The organism is Ruminiclostridium hungatei, from assembly GCF_002051585.1.
Lineage (GTDB): Bacteria > Bacillota > Clostridia > Acetivibrionales > DSM-1351 > Ruminiclostridium > Ruminiclostridium hungatei.
Map to the genome: position 1 here is coordinate 1 of NZ_MZGX01000021.1, position 15,193 is coordinate 15,193.

General features: G+C 42.3%; 14 protein-coding genes and 1 tRNA gene. 1 reads left to right on the plus strand and 14 read right to left on the minus strand.

The features are described from left to right. The 11 genes from CLHUN_RS14865 to CLHUN_RS14915 form a co-directional block, all read right to left on the minus strand. A partial coding sequence (locus tag CLHUN_RS14865) for a glycine-rich protein (protein WP_207559172.1) occupies positions 1-1,835 on the minus strand: 1,835 nt, incomplete at its 3' end. A 534-nt stretch (positions 1,836-2,369) separates the two neighbouring features. After that, the gene (locus CLHUN_RS14870; protein WP_340148341.1) at positions 2,370-2,987 is read right to left on the minus strand and encodes a 5-formyltetrahydrofolate cyclo-ligase; all 618 of its coding nucleotides are present in this window, start codon (positions 2,985-2,987) and stop codon (positions 2,370-2,372) included. 28 nt (positions 2,988-3,015) lie between these two features. Then, positions 3,016-3,441: a hypothetical protein gene (locus CLHUN_RS14875; RefSeq protein ID WP_080065423.1), complete on the minus strand. Its 426-nt coding sequence runs from the start codon at positions 3,439-3,441 to the stop codon at positions 3,016-3,018. 118 nt (positions 3,442-3,559) lie between these two features. Next, entirely contained in the window at positions 3,560-3,877 is a 318-nt protein-coding gene (locus CLHUN_RS14880; protein WP_080065424.1) for a hypothetical protein, read from the minus strand. Between the two features lie 160 nt (positions 3,878-4,037). Then, positions 4,038-5,345, minus strand: coding sequence for an amidohydrolase (locus tag CLHUN_RS14885; RefSeq protein WP_479692032.1), 1,308 nt, complete (start codon positions 5,343-5,345; stop codon positions 4,038-4,040). Between the two features lie 11 nt (positions 5,346-5,356). Further along, positions 5,357-6,604, minus strand: a complete 1,248-nt coding sequence (locus tag CLHUN_RS14890; RefSeq protein ID WP_080065425.1) for an adenosylhomocysteinase — start codon at positions 6,602-6,604, stop codon at positions 5,357-5,359. Between the two features lie 140 nt (positions 6,605-6,744). Continuing rightward, positions 6,745-7,911: a polysaccharide deacetylase family protein gene (locus CLHUN_RS14895; protein ID WP_080065426.1), complete on the minus strand. Its 1,167-nt coding sequence runs from the start codon at positions 7,909-7,911 to the stop codon at positions 6,745-6,747. A gap of 97 nt (positions 7,912-8,008) precedes the next feature. Further along, positions 8,009-8,431 carry a carbohydrate-binding protein gene (locus CLHUN_RS14900; protein WP_080065427.1) on the minus strand — a complete coding sequence of 141 codons (423 nt, stop codon included), beginning with the start codon at positions 8,429-8,431 and terminating at the stop codon, positions 8,009-8,011. Positions 8,432-8,553: 122 nt separating this feature from the next. Beyond that, positions 8,554-9,723: a class I SAM-dependent methyltransferase gene (locus CLHUN_RS14905; RefSeq protein WP_080065428.1), complete on the minus strand. Its 1,170-nt coding sequence runs from the start codon at positions 9,721-9,723 to the stop codon at positions 8,554-8,556. An 81-nt stretch (positions 9,724-9,804) separates the two neighbouring features. Beyond that, the gene (locus tag CLHUN_RS14910) at positions 9,805-10,539 is read right to left on the minus strand and encodes a pseudouridine synthase (RefSeq protein ID WP_080065429.1); all 735 of its coding nucleotides are present in this window, start codon (positions 10,537-10,539) and stop codon (positions 9,805-9,807) included. Between the two features lie 40 nt (positions 10,540-10,579). Beyond that, positions 10,580-12,010 (minus strand): RsmF rRNA methyltransferase first C-terminal domain-containing protein, encoded by a 1,431-nt coding sequence (locus tag CLHUN_RS14915; protein ID WP_080065430.1) that lies wholly within the window; start codon positions 12,008-12,010, stop codon positions 10,580-10,582. 1,342 nt (positions 12,011-13,352) lie between these two features. Here CLHUN_RS14915 and CLHUN_RS14920 point away from each other — a divergent pair. Then, a tRNA-Glu gene (locus tag CLHUN_RS14920) sits at positions 13,353-13,428 on the plus strand. A 133-nt stretch (positions 13,429-13,561) separates the two neighbouring features. Here CLHUN_RS14920 and CLHUN_RS14925 read toward each other — a convergent pair. From CLHUN_RS14925 to CLHUN_RS14935, 3 genes are all read right to left on the minus strand, one after another. Next, the gene (locus CLHUN_RS14925; RefSeq protein ID WP_080065431.1) at positions 13,562-14,263 is read right to left on the minus strand and encodes a M23 family metallopeptidase; all 702 of its coding nucleotides are present in this window, start codon (positions 14,261-14,263) and stop codon (positions 13,562-13,564) included. A gap of 109 nt (positions 14,264-14,372) precedes the next feature. Beyond that, positions 14,373-14,828: a peptide deformylase gene (gene def / locus CLHUN_RS14930; RefSeq protein WP_080065508.1), complete on the minus strand. Its 456-nt coding sequence runs from the start codon at positions 14,826-14,828 to the stop codon at positions 14,373-14,375. A 28-nt stretch (positions 14,829-14,856) separates the two neighbouring features. Then, positions 14,857-15,111 (minus strand): helix-turn-helix transcriptional regulator, encoded by a 255-nt coding sequence (locus tag CLHUN_RS14935; RefSeq protein WP_080065432.1) that lies wholly within the window; start codon positions 15,109-15,111, stop codon positions 14,857-14,859. Positions 15,112-15,193: the final 82 nt, after the last annotated feature.

Consider the following 15,193-nt stretch of genomic DNA (forward strand, 5'->3'; position numbering starts at 1 on the left):
ATCTCAGGCAGTGCCTTCTTGGTTGAGACTTTTATGGGCAGGCTCCATTCACTGATATTTTCTCCGTCCCGGGACCGCACTCTGTACGTATGCCTTGTATTTTGCTGAAGTTTTGAGTGGGTGAAGGCTAAAGCACTTGTGGTTGAAAGAACTCCATCTGCATTGATTTCATATTCGGCGGCCTCTGGTACGGGAACCCATGAAAGAGTTATTTTACTGCTCTCAGAGTAACTAATGATTCTCGGTATTTGCAATTGGCTATAACCAGTTTCGCACTCTAATGTATTGTATGCTACACCATATATTTCATCTGAGTGCCTGGCTTTTATTTGAACCTTATATTTAGTTCTTGGATCTAGTCCCACAATTTTAATTGCTGATGTAGTAACAGAATTATCCGCTCTTCTTATCCACATAGGAGTACTTGTCAATGTACCTTCTTCTGTAACATATGCATTGTTGAAGGATAACTGGTATTGAGTGTTTAAGAAGTCGTTATCCTGTATGCTTACTTCTATCGCAGTTGATAAAGCATTTACAGGAATTATTCTCAATGCATCAATTTTTTTAAAATTATACGTTAGTTTATCCGATAACCACCCGGTTTCATCAGAGGTCCACAAGTGCAAAGTATGGTTTCCTACCTTCAAAGCTCTGATATCAATGCTTGTTATATCAAATTCAATGCTAGTTCCCTTGCTTGTAATACTCTCCATAGCTACTTTTTCATTTCCATCATCTATTTGATATTTAAATATAATTTCTTCTGAATAGGTATTGTTTAGCATACCTTTTAATAATAAATTAGTCGAAAATGTATCATTTTCATCAGATGTTATGGAAATAGAGGGTGACGTCAGCAACGTGATTTTCACAAATCCGTCTCCAGCTTGTGCACCCTGCAGTATTTCCGTTTGAGTGAATGCTAACCCGCTACTATGAACAGGTTGACCAGTGGGATTTCCATTTGAATCTATAGCATTGCAACCTGTATGTCCTGATATGTATGAGGAACCTCCAGCACCACCTGAGCATCTATACGTATTAGCTATATCGCCGCTATAAGCAATTCCTCCGCCACCGCCATAGTAACCGCCTCCACCTCCGCCGCCAGTTATTCTGCTTCCATAAATACTGTCGCAGCCGTCTCCTCCATATCCCAACCCGCCATTTGTATTACCTGTGCCACCGGACGTCTGTGTTCCTCCGTATACGGTCAAACCAAATTTTGAGGCAATTCCTCCGGACACCCCTCCACCTGCACCTCCAGATATATCAGTTCTATATAAATTTCCTCCGCCACCTCCACCGGCAACCATTATTCTACTTTTTAAAGAAGCAGAGTCATTCCAGCTTCCGTTTACAAGTCTTATATCTGATGCGCCTCCACCACTTGAAGAAGATATCCCATCGGTATTTGTGCCTCCACTTCCCCCTCCATTCCATCCTCCCGGCGAATTTTTATAAGGTTGTGCATTCCTTCCCTTTTGTCCAACATATATATATAAAGTCATATCACTCTGTATGTAAAGTGCACCTTTTGAATATCCACCCTTACCTCCACCATTATCTCCTCCCTGGGCACCATAGCACTCAAATAAATATCTTCCTTTTTTGAGGGCCACATTTTGTACATTACCAGTATAATTAAATGTATACACCGCTTGTTCATAAGCATCATTTGTTGTATAGGCCAGCATGCCGGTTCTTTCAACTTTAGCAGCAGCATTTGCTCTATTTCTCAGTTCAACACCACCGATATTGGCTGATAAAATTATTGAACTGAATAAAATACAAATTGCAACAACTACAGCTATTTTCTTCATCATGTTCATAAGAATCTCCTTGTTTATGTATTTTAAAAAATAATATTAATTCCTTTGGTTCTAAGTGTAGTGTAAACAATAGAACCAAGAATATATCGCAAAATGCAACTACACACGTTAAATTACGTTAGTTAAGTACTAAAGCTAAAAATATCATGCTTGTTTCCTCCAATGAGACTGGCTCCATCGTCGCAACCGCTTATAGATGAATATTTGATTCATTTTCAATTTTGATTAACTGGTTTTATCTTCTGAAATGTACAAATTTAAACAGAACTGCTTAAAAATATTATCACATTAAGCATAATATTGTAAAATTAAGAATTATTTGATTTAGTGGAGAAAACCATAATTTACTTATTTTTTCAAAGCTAGACATTAAAATTTACTTTTTTTAATTTTTTTGTAAAATTAGTTCCCTGTTACCACTAAATAACAGGTATATAAATCTATTTACAGCTTTTGAAGTTTCCTGGCACAAAAAAAGATTGAGGTACCGGCCCGACGCCGACACTTCAATCCTTGTCTGTTCTTCATATATTCCTATATTATTCTTTTTTCAGTAACTATCAAATCCAGAGGTATATCGTGGTTTTCATGGGGAATATGAGCAATTACCTGAAAATCAAAGCACAAACCTATATTCAGACATCTGTCTGATGTACCGGTCAGGTATCTGTCATAGAATCCCCCTCCATATCCCATGCGGTTCCTGTTTTCATCAAAGACACTGCCAGGGACTATTATGACATCATGTTCCTGGGGACTGACAATATCACTTTCAGCCAACAGGGGCTCAAGTATGCCAAAGCTGCCCCTGGCCTTCAATTGGCTGAAATCTCGAATCTGGACGGCATGCATCCGGCTGTTCCCATCCTTATGCTTTTCCAGGCAGGGTACACTTACCCTTTTCCCCTGAGAGAGCCAGCTCCTTATAAGTCCATGAGTGTGAACCTCACTTCCAAAGCTGACAAAGCACATGATAGTCCGGGCTTCAATAACAGCCTGCACAGCCATTAATCTGCAATATATACTTTCAGACCGGTTAAGGAGTTCACACCTATCCAGGTTATCCCTTAACCCAAGGTATTGTTTTCTTATTTCGCTTTTAATTATTCCAAGCTTCCTTTCTGTTGGTAAAATAAAAAGTGTACAGTTAATAAACTGCTATGAGCCCATAAACCTGCTGCTAAAAGCTCAAATCCGGCCCCAGTGACAGTGCCAGCAAAAACCAAAAGATCAGTTGCAGGACAAATACTATAAGAGATACTGTCAGCAACGCCGCCCCGAAAGACCTTCTATCCGAGTCACAATCGTTTGCAACCAAAACCAATCCGGCTATAAGTCCTATTATCTGCCCAATACCCGGGAGAATAACAGACAATGCACAAAGAAAGGTCTTTGACCAGTTACTCATCAGACTTCCACCTGCAGCGGCGGTGTAATTGTTCAACAGAAGCTGTCTTTCAAGTCCGGTCACCTGGCGGGTTTCCCCTGGAAACTGCTGTTGACTTCCGCAATATGACGGTGAAGCAGTATCAGTATTGCTGTTTTTATTGCTCTGGCTACCTTCTGTGTTTATGTCAACTGCTGTATTGCACTGCTCCTGTTCCATCTGCATATCCTCCATGAGCCCTCATTTATCAGTGATATTATACCATAATGCACCAAAATAGAAATAAGACTTTTTATTCATTTTTAAGCCTTAAGTTATGAAGCTCAAGTCTGATAAATCAGGAAACCTCAAGTCCCGTATCACATTCCACCGGAAGATAATATATTCCAATCAAGCCTTTAATAACGTCGTCATAATTGCCTTCAGTGATTTTATGTAAATATCCATTTTCCATATGTATGTATAAGGTTACTTCATAGTTTTCAAAATTATCCATTAAAGCACTTATCATATCTATGGAGTCCATCGGGTTGTAAAAATTTCCTACCCACCGGCGGGAAAATTCTTCATTTTTAAAATCCTTTTGATAGAAGCTGTGTAAAAACCTCCGTATTTCTCCCTGCTTAGTTGACCATATACTCAAAGTTACCGACATTGTAGTTCCCCCATACTCATTAGTTTATCCGACCCTAATAATATTTGACGTTTATCCATAAAAACCTTTATGTATTTTTTGACAATGCAAAAACCCTGACATCAAACAGTGCCAGGGTTTAATTATATAATTATTTGACTGTTATGTCACCCGTAAATGATTACCTGCTAAGGAGCCTTCCGGACAAAGCTTGTACCTCATACTTTATTTTCTCTTCATCGATGCCGGTAAACTGTCTGTTTTGCATGAGTATGTTTCCATCAACAATTACAGTATCCACATCCGATGCCTGCGCGGAGTATACCACTGTCGATAAAGGATTATTCTTCGGGTAAAAGTGAGGCTTATCCGTATCAATCAGGATAATATCGGCCTTCATGCCCTCCGCCAGCACTCCTGTATCTTCAAACCCAATGGCCTTTGCGCCGTTTGCGGTTCCCATTTTCAGCACTGTGGCTGCCTTCATCAACTGCGGGTCCATGGCCGTACCCTTGTGCACAAGTGCCGCCAGGTTCATCTCCTCAAACATGTTAAGGTTGTTGTTGCTGGCTGCACCATCCGTACCCAGGCATACATTTATGCCCCTTTCAAGCATTTCAGGTATCCTGGCGATTCCACTTCCCAGCTTCAGATTGCTTGCAGGATTGTGAGCGACGCTTACACCTTTTTCCTTCAGTATCTCCAGATCGCTGTCTGTAAGATGCACACAATGGGCTGCCAGTACAGGAACGTCCAGAACTCCGGTTTTCTTGCAGATTTCAACAGAAGTCATACCATAGTCCCTCTTGCTGGATTCCACCTCGGCAGTTGTTTCCAGCAGGTGAATATGAACGCCGGTATTAAGCTGTTTTGCAAGCGAGGCCGCATTGGCCAGTGTCCTTTCATTGAACATGTACGTGGAGTGAATTTCCACAAAAACCTTTATGCGGCCCTGTGCGCTGTTGTGGTATTGGTTGTAATAGTCAACGGTTCCCTGGCTTTTATCCAGCCGCTTCAACTCTCCGTCTTCGAAGAATTGAACGGGACTTTTGCAGAGATTCGCCTTTATGCCGGTCTCTGTAACAGCCCTGGCCACCTCATCCATAAACATATACATATCTGCAAAAGCTGTGACTCCAGACCTGAGCATTTCTGCAATGCCCAGCATCGTGCCCCAGTACACGTCCTTGTCGGTAAGTTTTGCTTCGACCGGAAAAATATTATCAAACAGCCACGACTCAAGAGCTATATCGTCGGCATAATTTCTCATCAAAGTCATGGCGCTGTGGGTATGAGTATTGACAAGACCGGGCATGGCAAGCATGCCTTTTCCGTCCAGCTCCTTTTTAAAAGCAGCATTCTCAGGAGGTTTTTGAGAAAGGTAGCTGATCCTCCCGTCGGATATTCCCAGGAAGCCATCATGGATGACCATATTCCGGTCATCCATGGTTATTATATCAACATTTTTTATTAATAAATCCAGCTTCATTATGCCTCCGCTTATTCCGCCCAACTGTTAAGGTATTTTTTCTGTTCCCCGGAAAGCTTGTCAATCTTTACTCCCCAGGATTTAAGCTTCATTTCGGCCACGGCAATGTCAATTTCGGCAGGTACGTCTATAACCTTGTTTCCAAGATTACGGAAATTTTTCAGCATATATTTTGCAGAGAGTGCCTGCAATGCAAAGCTCATATCCATTATCTCGGCAGGATGTCCATCTCCTGCTGCAAGATTAACCAGCCTTCCTTCTGCCAGCAGATTTATCCACCTGCCGTTATCCATTTTATAGCCCATTATATTTTTTCTCTGTTCCTGCTTTTCAACGGCAAGCTTTTCAAGCTGTTCAACTGAAACCTCAACATCAAAATGGCCGGCATTGCATAGAATAGCACCATCCTTCATGTACTTGAAATGCTCCTGGGTTATTACATCACGGCAGCCTGTAACAGTAATGAAGACATCCCCCACCTTTGCCGCCTCGGTCATCTTCATAACCTTATAGCCGTCCATTACAGCTTCCGCAGCCTTTATAGGATCAATCTCCGTAACTATTACATCCGCGCCGAAGCCCTTGGCTCTCATGGCTATCCCCTTGCCGCACCAGCCATAGCCGGCTACTACAACATTCTTGCCTGCCACAATAAGATTGGTGGTTCTGTTGATACCATCCCATACAGATTGACCTGTTCCATATCTGTTGTCAAAAAGATATTTGCAATTTGCGTTATTTACAGCGACCATAGGAAATTTAAGGACGCCTTCCTTTTCCATGGCTTTAAGACGCAGCACTCCGGTAGTGGTTTCTTCACAGCCTCCCATAATATGAGGTATGAGTTCTTTTCTTGTGGTGTGCAGGAGATTGACAAGGTCTCCTCCATCATCAATTATTATATTGGGCTTATATCCGAGAGCCAGGTTCAAATGCTCCTCATATTCCTCCTTGGTGGAATTATACCAGGCATATACATCAAGACCGTCTGCAACAAGGCCGGCAGCCACATCGTCCTGCGTGGATAGAGGATTACTTCCTGTAACGGAAACTTCCCCGCCCCCAATTGCAAATAATTTTGCAAGGTATGCGGTTTTAGCCTCAAGGTGAACCGACACAACCACTCGCACTCCTTTGAAAGGCGCTGTCGCTCTGAAATCCTCCTCAAGGCTTCTCAGGATGGGCATATTTCTTCTAACCCACTCGATTTTCTGCTTTCCCTTGTCAGCCAGTGAAATGTCACGTATAATACTTTTCATAATTATTAACCCCCGTCCTCTTTTGTTTTACCATAAAATTATATGATACATTATATACTGTTTCAACCTGTTAATATTATTCAGCAAATAATGATTTCATTATATTCCATCACTTGTGTAATACCTCACCCTTCCGGGCGTTATTTGCCTATAACCTCCGTAACGGTCTTCATGCTGTAGCCTCTTTTTTTAATGCCTGCAACTATTCCATCCAGCCTGGGAATATCATACTGATTAAAATGAAGGAGAATGATTGAGCCTTTGGAGCAATTATTTACAATATGCTGTTCTATCTTTACGGAAATCTCAGCAGACGTGTGATTTTTTTTCATAGGATTTATAATGCTGCTGTTGGTTTCCAGATTCCAGCCTATGACCTTATAGCCGCAGCTTTGGGCAATTGAAAGTATCCTGTCGCTCTTGTTGCCGCCGCCTCCCGGCAGCCTCAGATATGGAAATTCCTTTTTCATCCTGTCCAGATATTCCTGCCCCAGAACCTTTTTTACGCTGGTTTCCCAACCGGTTATTTCGTTTCGCACCTGCTGATCCGAAAGCTTGGTAAGTGAAGCGTGGTTCAAGGTGTGGTTGCAGATTTGATGACCTTCGGCAATTGCCCTCTTCCATACCTCCGGATAGTCGTCCAATACACTTCCTATAATAAAAAATGTAGACTTGACCTCATATTTTTTCAGTATATCCAGAACCTTTATAACGGTTTTTTTATTGTAGCCGTCATCAAAGGTAAGTGCAACCTTCGTAGTATTTGCACCCTTGTAAATAGTTTTTTGAACCTTTTGGGCATCCATGGCAGTCTGTACTTTTGCTGCCCCTGTGTCCTGAACCTTTTTTTCCGGCTCCTTCACCTGCTCCTTGGGTTTTATGGCGGCACCAGTGCTGTTGACAGCACCGGCTGCCTTGTCACTGCCGATTTTACTGTTTTCCGACTCTTTGCCGTTGGTCACGCTGCCGCTGTTCACACTGGCACTTGTCACACTGGCACCTGTCACACTGGCACCTGTCAAATTGCCTGTACCAGCGACTTTACTGACAGCCTCCGGCTCTTTCGTGGTAAAGGTAATTTTCTGCTGCGCTGCTTGAACACTGTTTTCCATAAATATTTCCGGCAGTAAATTTTTTTGGTGCTTGGCACTCAGATTTACTATTCCGCAATACCAGATAAATATTATTGCCGCAGTACACACCGACAAGGTATATACTGTACGGATAAATATTCTTTTACCTTCACGTGTTACCAGCTTGTTGTATTTTTCGTAAATATTGAGTTTATGTATCAGATTTTTCAGCATATATGTATATCCCTTTGGAAAGCTTTGATATCTCTATTATACTTGGAAAAACCGTTTTGGAACATACTAGAAATAACTTTTTGTAAACTTTATAAGCTTAGCCTGTGACCTTTTTGGCTTTCCTTTTTGTTTCGCCGGTTTTTACTGCTGTACCCCGGGCCTTACCGGGCCTCTCTCCGTCTCCCGCCCCGGCGGCAGCCTTTTTCTGTCTTTTTGCGGATATTTTGTAGACATAATTGTTCCCCGAATTATTATCCCAGTTATTTGCAGAATCCTTAAAGCACAACTCCAGGCTCTTTCCATCCTGAACCTGTATTTCAGCCAAAAATCCTTCCGAAATACGCTCCATTTGAATATAGGAGCTGCTGTCCCAGCCGTCTCCGAAACCAAAATGCAAATAGACACTTTCCGCACCCTCGCTTGCCAGCAATCCCCTGTAGGTTATTTTCAGCCTGTCTCCGCTGTAGAAGGCCTTCCTTGATAATATGACTCCGTTATCTTCATACGTCTTTACTGTCATCCAATCACTCCTGTACATTAATAATATAAATAAAACCAATATTCCTTCCGATTATATATAGAATTTTTAACATTATAACATGCCGGAAACATTTACGTCAATTTTACATAAATGTTATATCTTTACAAGTATGGGGTAATTATCTTCTCCAAAGTGGGATTGACACCCAATAGCCTTTTGATTGTGAGATATTCTTCTATGGCGGCTTTATTGGCACTTCCCGTTTTCTCGGCCCTTATCATGAGATTTTTTGGAGTTTCAAGCGGAGAAACATACTCTACTACCGACACCTTGTAGCCCACCGCCTCCAAAAGCATCACCCTTATGCCGTCGGTAAGCACATCCGCAAGTCTTGCTTTCAATACTCCGTGCCTTATTACATTCTGCAGCGGTTCAAATGAATACTGGCTGAGAATTTCCTTCTGGCAGCAGGGAACCATGACAATGGCTTTGGCATTATTTTTAACGGCCAGCGCTATTGCTTCATCAGTAGCGGTATCACAGGCATGAAGGCTTATGGCCAAATGAATATCCTCCTCCGAAGTATAATTTCTGATATCGGTAACCCGGAATTCCATATTTTTATAGTCCAGCCGGCTGGCAATACTTTGGGATGCTTCAATTACAGTTTTTGAAATATCCAGGCCGGTAAAGTGGCAGTTCTTTTTCAGAACCTCCTTGATATAATAGTTCAGGACAAAAGAAAGATAGGATTTCCCGCAGCCGCAGTCTACCACATTTATTTTTCCATACTTCCCGGACAGGTTTTTCAGCATGTCATCCACCAGTTCGATATAGTGGTCAATCTGGTTATATTTCCTTATCATGTCGTTTTTTATTTTGCCGTTTTCTCCAAGAATACCTATGGCCTTTAGCAATGCATCCGCTTTGCCCACTTTAATGTAATAGTCCCTGTTTGCAATCTGAGAGGTTTCATTATGGCCGCTGCAAGCCTCTGCTGCTTCCTGGTCCCTGGTCTGCATCCTGACATTCCTGTCATCGGCATCTATATGGATGGTGGTTCCCCTTTCCTCGTAAATCAGATTCATCGCTTCATATTGTTCGGCTATTTTGCAGATTCTTGCCCCCAGCCAGGTAATCTCCATTTTGTCATTTCTCCCGTTATACTGGAGAAACAGCCTTTCTTCCTTCAAGGTGACTATTGCCTCATAAAACTTTGTACCGGATTTCAGCTTTATTGTTATTTTCTTAAAGAAATCACCATTTTCTACTATTCTTTGTTCAAGTCCGGATAAAAACAGACCTATTTTCTGAATACTTTGCTTGTTCATTTTTCAGCTCCTTTACAAATTGCCGGCAGGAAGTCGCCAAAAAGCAGCGGCACCGCACCTTTTAATGCCTTTTCCCTATTATTAATGTTTTTGTACAGAGTCCTTGAGGAGCTCAACCTCCTCCGGGGCCAGTTCCCTGCACTCCCCCAGTTCCAGACCTTCGTCCAGCTCAAGCCTGCCCATGCTAAGCCTTTTAAGATAAATAACCTTTTTACCCACTGCTTCAAACATCCTTTTTACCTGATGGAACTTGCCTTCCACAATGGAAAGCCTTATCTCGGACATCTGGCCGGTGCTGAGTATCTCCAGCTTTGCAGGCAGAGTTTTATAGCCGTCGTCCAGGGTTACTCCCTCTTCAAAAGCAGCGGCGTCGGCCTGCTCAACCCTGCCCTCCACACGGGCATAGTATTTCTTGGTAACATGCTTCCTGGGAGATAATATTTCATGCGCGAGCTGCCCGTCATTTGTCATGAGGACAAGCCCCTCGGTATCAATATCCAGCCTGCCGGCGGGGAACAGCTCAAAGCATTTGTACTCCTCAGGCAAAATGTCAAATACCGTCCTCTGTCTGGTATCGGTAGTTGCAGAAATGACTCCCTGGGGCTTGTTCATCATCAGGTATATATATTTCCTGTACTCCAGCTTGATTCCATTCATCATTATTACACTCCCGGCAGGATCAACATGAACTCCGCTGTCTTTTGCAACCTGTCCGTCAACTGTAACCAATCCTTTTTTTACTGCACTTTTTATCTCAGTTCTGGAGCCAAAACCAAAATTGGATAAAACCTTGTCCAGCCGCTGCTTTTGTTTCAAAAATCAAACCTCCCCTAAACAACTGCCCTTTGGATATCTGTCATGCCATTTTTCTCCACCCTTTGGGGTAAAGGTTTTTCAGCATGTCACCCGTCTGCTTCGCCCAGCCCAGTGTATGTCCGTCAACACAGATACCGGTATAGCCTCTTTCCCCAGACTCCTCAGACTCAGTCAGGGTCTCGCCCTTCAGGTAACTGTTTGCCTCTCTGGAACCGGCAGCAAAATTTATTTTTCTTTTCATTTCCTCATATTTCATGGACACAGCCAATGAATGAGACGGAACAAAACCTTTTGGGCCGTTCTCCCCCAGATACCAGCCGAATTTAGCCACCTTCAGGCCCGCCAGGTCCGGGCATGCCCGGGGCAGGTGATAGAAATTGTTTCCTTTCTGAAAAGCAACCCCCTTCAAGTCCAAAGTTGTACTTTCATGAATAAATTCCGCCAATTCCCTGTTAAAGTTCCTTAAATCTTCCATAGTTTCAACAGAATAAGATTTTTCCCATTTTATAGGCCTGCTGTCAGCAGGGGTATCCTCTTCATTTTCAACGCCCTTTTTATTAATCTCCTGCTTTCTCAGCAGGGCTGCAAAATGCCCTTCCCCGTTGAGCCTGTGCGGCCATAAACGGGCTGCCCTTGAAAAATCATATCTTCCGCCCGCCCACTCACTGCGTCCGCCTTCAATACCACCGGCCTTGGGTATTTCCAGGAGCTCATACTCTCCCCGGTGGGCATCCATAAATCCTTCAATCATCAGCTCGTCCTCTTCCGGAGAGAAGGTACAAGTGGAATACAATATTACACCGCCCGGCCTCAACATTTTGTCAACCTCTTGAAGTATATCCCACTGCATGCTGCTGCATTTTTCACATTTGAATTTTTCCCAGCTTTTTACGGCATCCTCGTCTTTTCGGAACATACCCTCTCCCGAACAGGGTGCATCCACCATAATCCTGTCAAAAAACCCTTCAAAGTTCCTGGCCAGCTTATGGGGTGATTCATTTAAAACTATTGCGTTTCTCACACCGCAAAGCTCTATGTTTTTAACAAGGGCCTTTACCCGGTCGGCATTAATATCATTTGAAACCAGCAAGCCCTGCCCGTTAAGCTGGGCCGCCATCTGAACAGATTTCCCTCCGGGAGCTGCACAAAGATCAAGAACCCGTTCTCCGGGCCTGACTCCGATTACCGCCCCCGGCAGCATGGCGCTGGGCTCCTGTATATAATACAAACCTGCGTAATAATAGGGATGTCTGCCCGGATTGTCCCCCTCCCTGTAGTAAAAACCGTCTGTAGTCCATGGAACAGGCTCCAGTTGAAATGGAGAAATCTTAAGAAAATCTTCAACGGATATTTTCAGGGTATTGACTCTCAACCCATAAAATCTAGGCTTTTTATAAGATTCCAGATAGCTGTCGAATTCATCACCCATCAGCCCCTGCATTTTGTTAACAAATTCTTCGGGTAGCTTCATATATAGTAAACAAACTCCTGTCATCAAATTAAACTCCCGTACCCATGCCGTATTACAGGCAATCCGATACAGGAGTTATTATACCACAAAATATGGTACTTTAAAGAAGCGTTCACCATATTTATATTTTTAAGGCTCCCGCCTGCAAAATCAGACTATCCTTGATATTATACCGGTTTGGGCTTCATGTCCATTATATCTGAATAAAATAAGCATAAAATTACCCGCATGTACTGGATAACTTTACCATAGTTAAGTGTACCATGATTATGTAATTTACAAAATATGTATAAGCTCTCTTGGCATTTATCCTACATATATTGGAACAGTTAATCACGAATGGGGGTTAATTCTTTTAAATCCTATCACCAATTACTACGATTCACAATATCAAAGCTATTTAAGCGAAGGATATGCCAGTAACCAATCTGCTGTTTGGGCTTTTTCAGATGCTGTAAATTACATACCTATCATGAAGTCGCAGTCAGTTGCTTACTGCAAGAATGGCTACAGTTTTTTTAGTGGTTTAATGTCCCCTGGGAATATCATGGATTTTATGAATAATTTCAAAGGCAGATATTACGCCTTGGGGATAGTACTAGCAATTGTAAAGGTGCTTTTGATAGAGCTCTTAGTGCTGGCGTAATTATAAAAAGTGAGAGTTCGGTGGGGAGATTCTCAAAAAAGGAGTTTATGGAATTTAGGTGCTTATTATTAACCATTAGTTAAAAATAAAAGGAATGACATGGTATAATTATACCGTGTTATTCCTTTATGATTTGAATATGAAAGGATAAGAATTATGTTCTATGTAATTTGGTTAATACTAACTTCTGTTTTATCAGTTTTAGGAATAGTCCGGTTTAAACCCCACTACCACAATGATGATATGGCATCACCCCTGCTCACTGATATTACTACTGTAACTGTTTTTTTACCCTGCTATTTTATATTATTATGGTTACTCATTCATATAGTATATGCACATGTAAACAGTCTCAAAATAAAAGCAGCCTTAATTTCGTTTTTTTCAATCTCCGGGTTTCTATTATCTCTTTTATTTTTAGATTTTTACTCACTAACTTTCAGAACTTTAATATCTTTTGTATTAATGACTGTAACTTTTATTTATTTTTATATAACAGCCTTTATATATAGAAAAAGTAATTTTTTTCGAAAGAATTAATAACTCATTTGAAAATCATATCAAAGGCAAATGTGGTGATAAATATAAAGAGTATATTTCTCTTTATATGGTGAATTTTACCGTACTCACTTCTTGACACCAAATATTGCCCGTGCTATAATAGCTTTTGTCATTAAGCTGGACAACAGCATATATGGCCCATTGGTCAAGTGGCCTAAGACACCGCCCTCTCACGGCGGTAACAGGGGTTCGAATCCCCTATGGGTCACCAATTGGCGCCTGTGTTTTCTGCGGAAAACACAGGCGTTTTTGCTTTTCAAAAACGTGAAGCGCCTTACGGGCGAGACCAGTCTCCCCGTATGCCCCACTGGCCTCCGGCGGGGTTATGAACTGATGCTGGGGATTCATATGGATTGGGAATCAAACCTTATTCTATCCTTATTGGTGGGAATACCGTCAACTACTTTTTGCCACTTTCCCTCCCGGAATACTTCATACTGTTCAAAAGCACAGGGCAACCCGTTTGCAGTAGCTATGTCACTGCTATCCATAAGCTGAAAATGCAGATGTGGAGCAAAGGAATTGCCTGAATGACCCACCCTGCCAATAACTTCACCCTTTCTTACACTCTGGCCGGCTGTCACCTGGATAGACCCTGTTTGAAGGTGGACCAGCGCAGCATATACCCGGTGGCCGCATTCCAAAATTATGTAGTTGCCCGCAACAGACTGTATATTGTCTTTTTTCGGATTAAAAAGACCGGCATTTTTATAAGCCTTATACAAATCTGAAAGCAAATTTGTTCGTTCCCGTTCTTTATAACCATCCTCAGCTTGGACAACAATCCCATCGCACGGTGCATATACTTCCTGTCCCCAACAGTAATATTCCTTCAGAGGAACTCCCAGAAGAAGATATTGCAGAAAGCTAACGCCATAAGCGGGCCAGCCCCTTCTTTCCCAATCCACTTGTATAAAATCATATGCATATCTTGTTCCAAACCGGTTTGTTCCATGGCTTGGTATTTTTGCTCCAGGAGTGTTTGGAGAGAGCCATTCTCCCCGCAAATGAAACTCTACAATTATGGGTTCACGCGTTTCACTCATCTTTTCTCCTATACGTTCATTGTATGATTACATATCATATCAAACATTTGACAGTAACATGCAAATACATGGTGTTTTTAATATTTTTATGCTTCTGAACCTCTGCCCGTTATCTTCTGATGTATTCCGTCACCTTATCGGTAAACAAAATCCCGTCCAGATGATCGATTTCATGGCACAGGCACTTTGCCAATTCCCCGGTTCCTGTGAGCCTGACACTCTCTCCCTTTTCATTAAGCGCCTCCACAGTAACCTTTGCAGGGCGCTTCAACCTGCCGTATACATTGGGTATGCTGAGACAGCCCTCTGTCACTTCCTGGCTCCCCTCCATCAATGTAATCACAGGATTTACAAGTTTTATAAGCCCCTGCCCCATATCCAGCACCACCAGGCGCTTAAGTATTCCAACCTGTGGTGCGGCAAGCCCCGCACCATTCTCGGTACTGTACATTGTGTCAGCCATATCGGCAAGCAATTGCCTGATCTGGTCATTAACCTCCTCCACAGGCCTGCTCTTCTTTCTCAATATTTCATCCTGTGACAGCCTTATCTGCCTGATTGCCATCAATCTCACCGCCTTTCCGTTTTTGCTCCTAAAGCGCTCTTTTTTCAACGATGTCACCTCTGCTTTTTTCAGCTCTTGACTTCCTCTCACTTTCTTCAAATATAAAGACTTCTTCAATGGTGCTTTCAAAAATCCTGCATATATCATATGCAAGCCATATGGACGGCTCGAACCTTTCATTCTCTATGGCTATAATCGCCTGCCTTGACACGCCTACAAGCTCTCCAAGCTGCTCCTGCGTCAGCCCCATTGTCTCCCTCAGCTCTTTAATCCTGTTTTTCATCCGGAATACTCCTTCCACTATTGTATGCTATATTTTTACAAGAGATTTCATATCACTATATTTCTGCTGTAATTTTCCGCTG

Excerpts from the sequence above, each read along its gene's own strand:
- CLHUN_RS14915 (WP_080065430.1), bottom strand. The coding sequence starts at position 12,010 with ATGAAGCTACCCGAAGAATTTGTTAACAAAATGCAGGGGCTGATGGGT.
- CLHUN_RS14875 (WP_080065423.1), bottom strand. The coding sequence starts at position 3,441 with ATGGAACAGGAGCAGTGCAATACAGCAGTTGACATAAACACAGAAGGT.
- CLHUN_RS14900 (WP_080065427.1), bottom strand. The coding sequence starts at position 8,431 with ATGACAGTAAAGACGTATGAAGATAACGGAGTCATATTATCAAGGAAG.
- CLHUN_RS14885 (WP_479692032.1), bottom strand. The coding sequence starts at position 5,345 with ATGAAGCTGGATTTATTAATAAAAAATGTTGATATAATAACCATGGAT.
- CLHUN_RS14925 (WP_080065431.1), bottom strand. The coding sequence starts at position 14,263 with ATGAGTGAAACGCGTGAACCCATAATTGTAGAGTTTCATTTGCGGGGA.
- CLHUN_RS14935 (WP_080065432.1), bottom strand. The coding sequence starts at position 15,111 with ATGAAAAACAGGATTAAAGAGCTGAGGGAGACAATGGGGCTGACGCAG.
- CLHUN_RS14905 (WP_080065428.1), bottom strand. The coding sequence starts at position 9,723 with ATGAACAAGCAAAGTATTCAGAAAATAGGTCTGTTTTTATCCGGACTT.
- CLHUN_RS14895 (WP_080065426.1), bottom strand. The coding sequence starts at position 7,911 with ATGCTGAAAAATCTGATACATAAACTCAATATTTACGAAAAATACAAC.
- CLHUN_RS14890 (WP_080065425.1), bottom strand. The coding sequence starts at position 6,604 with ATGAAAAGTATTATACGTGACATTTCACTGGCTGACAAGGGAAAGCAG.
- def (WP_080065508.1), bottom strand. The coding sequence starts at position 14,828 with ATGGCAATCAGGCAGATAAGGCTGTCACAGGATGAAATATTGAGAAAG.
- CLHUN_RS14880 (WP_080065424.1), bottom strand. The coding sequence starts at position 3,877 with ATGTCGGTAACTTTGAGTATATGGTCAACTAAGCAGGGAGAAATACGG.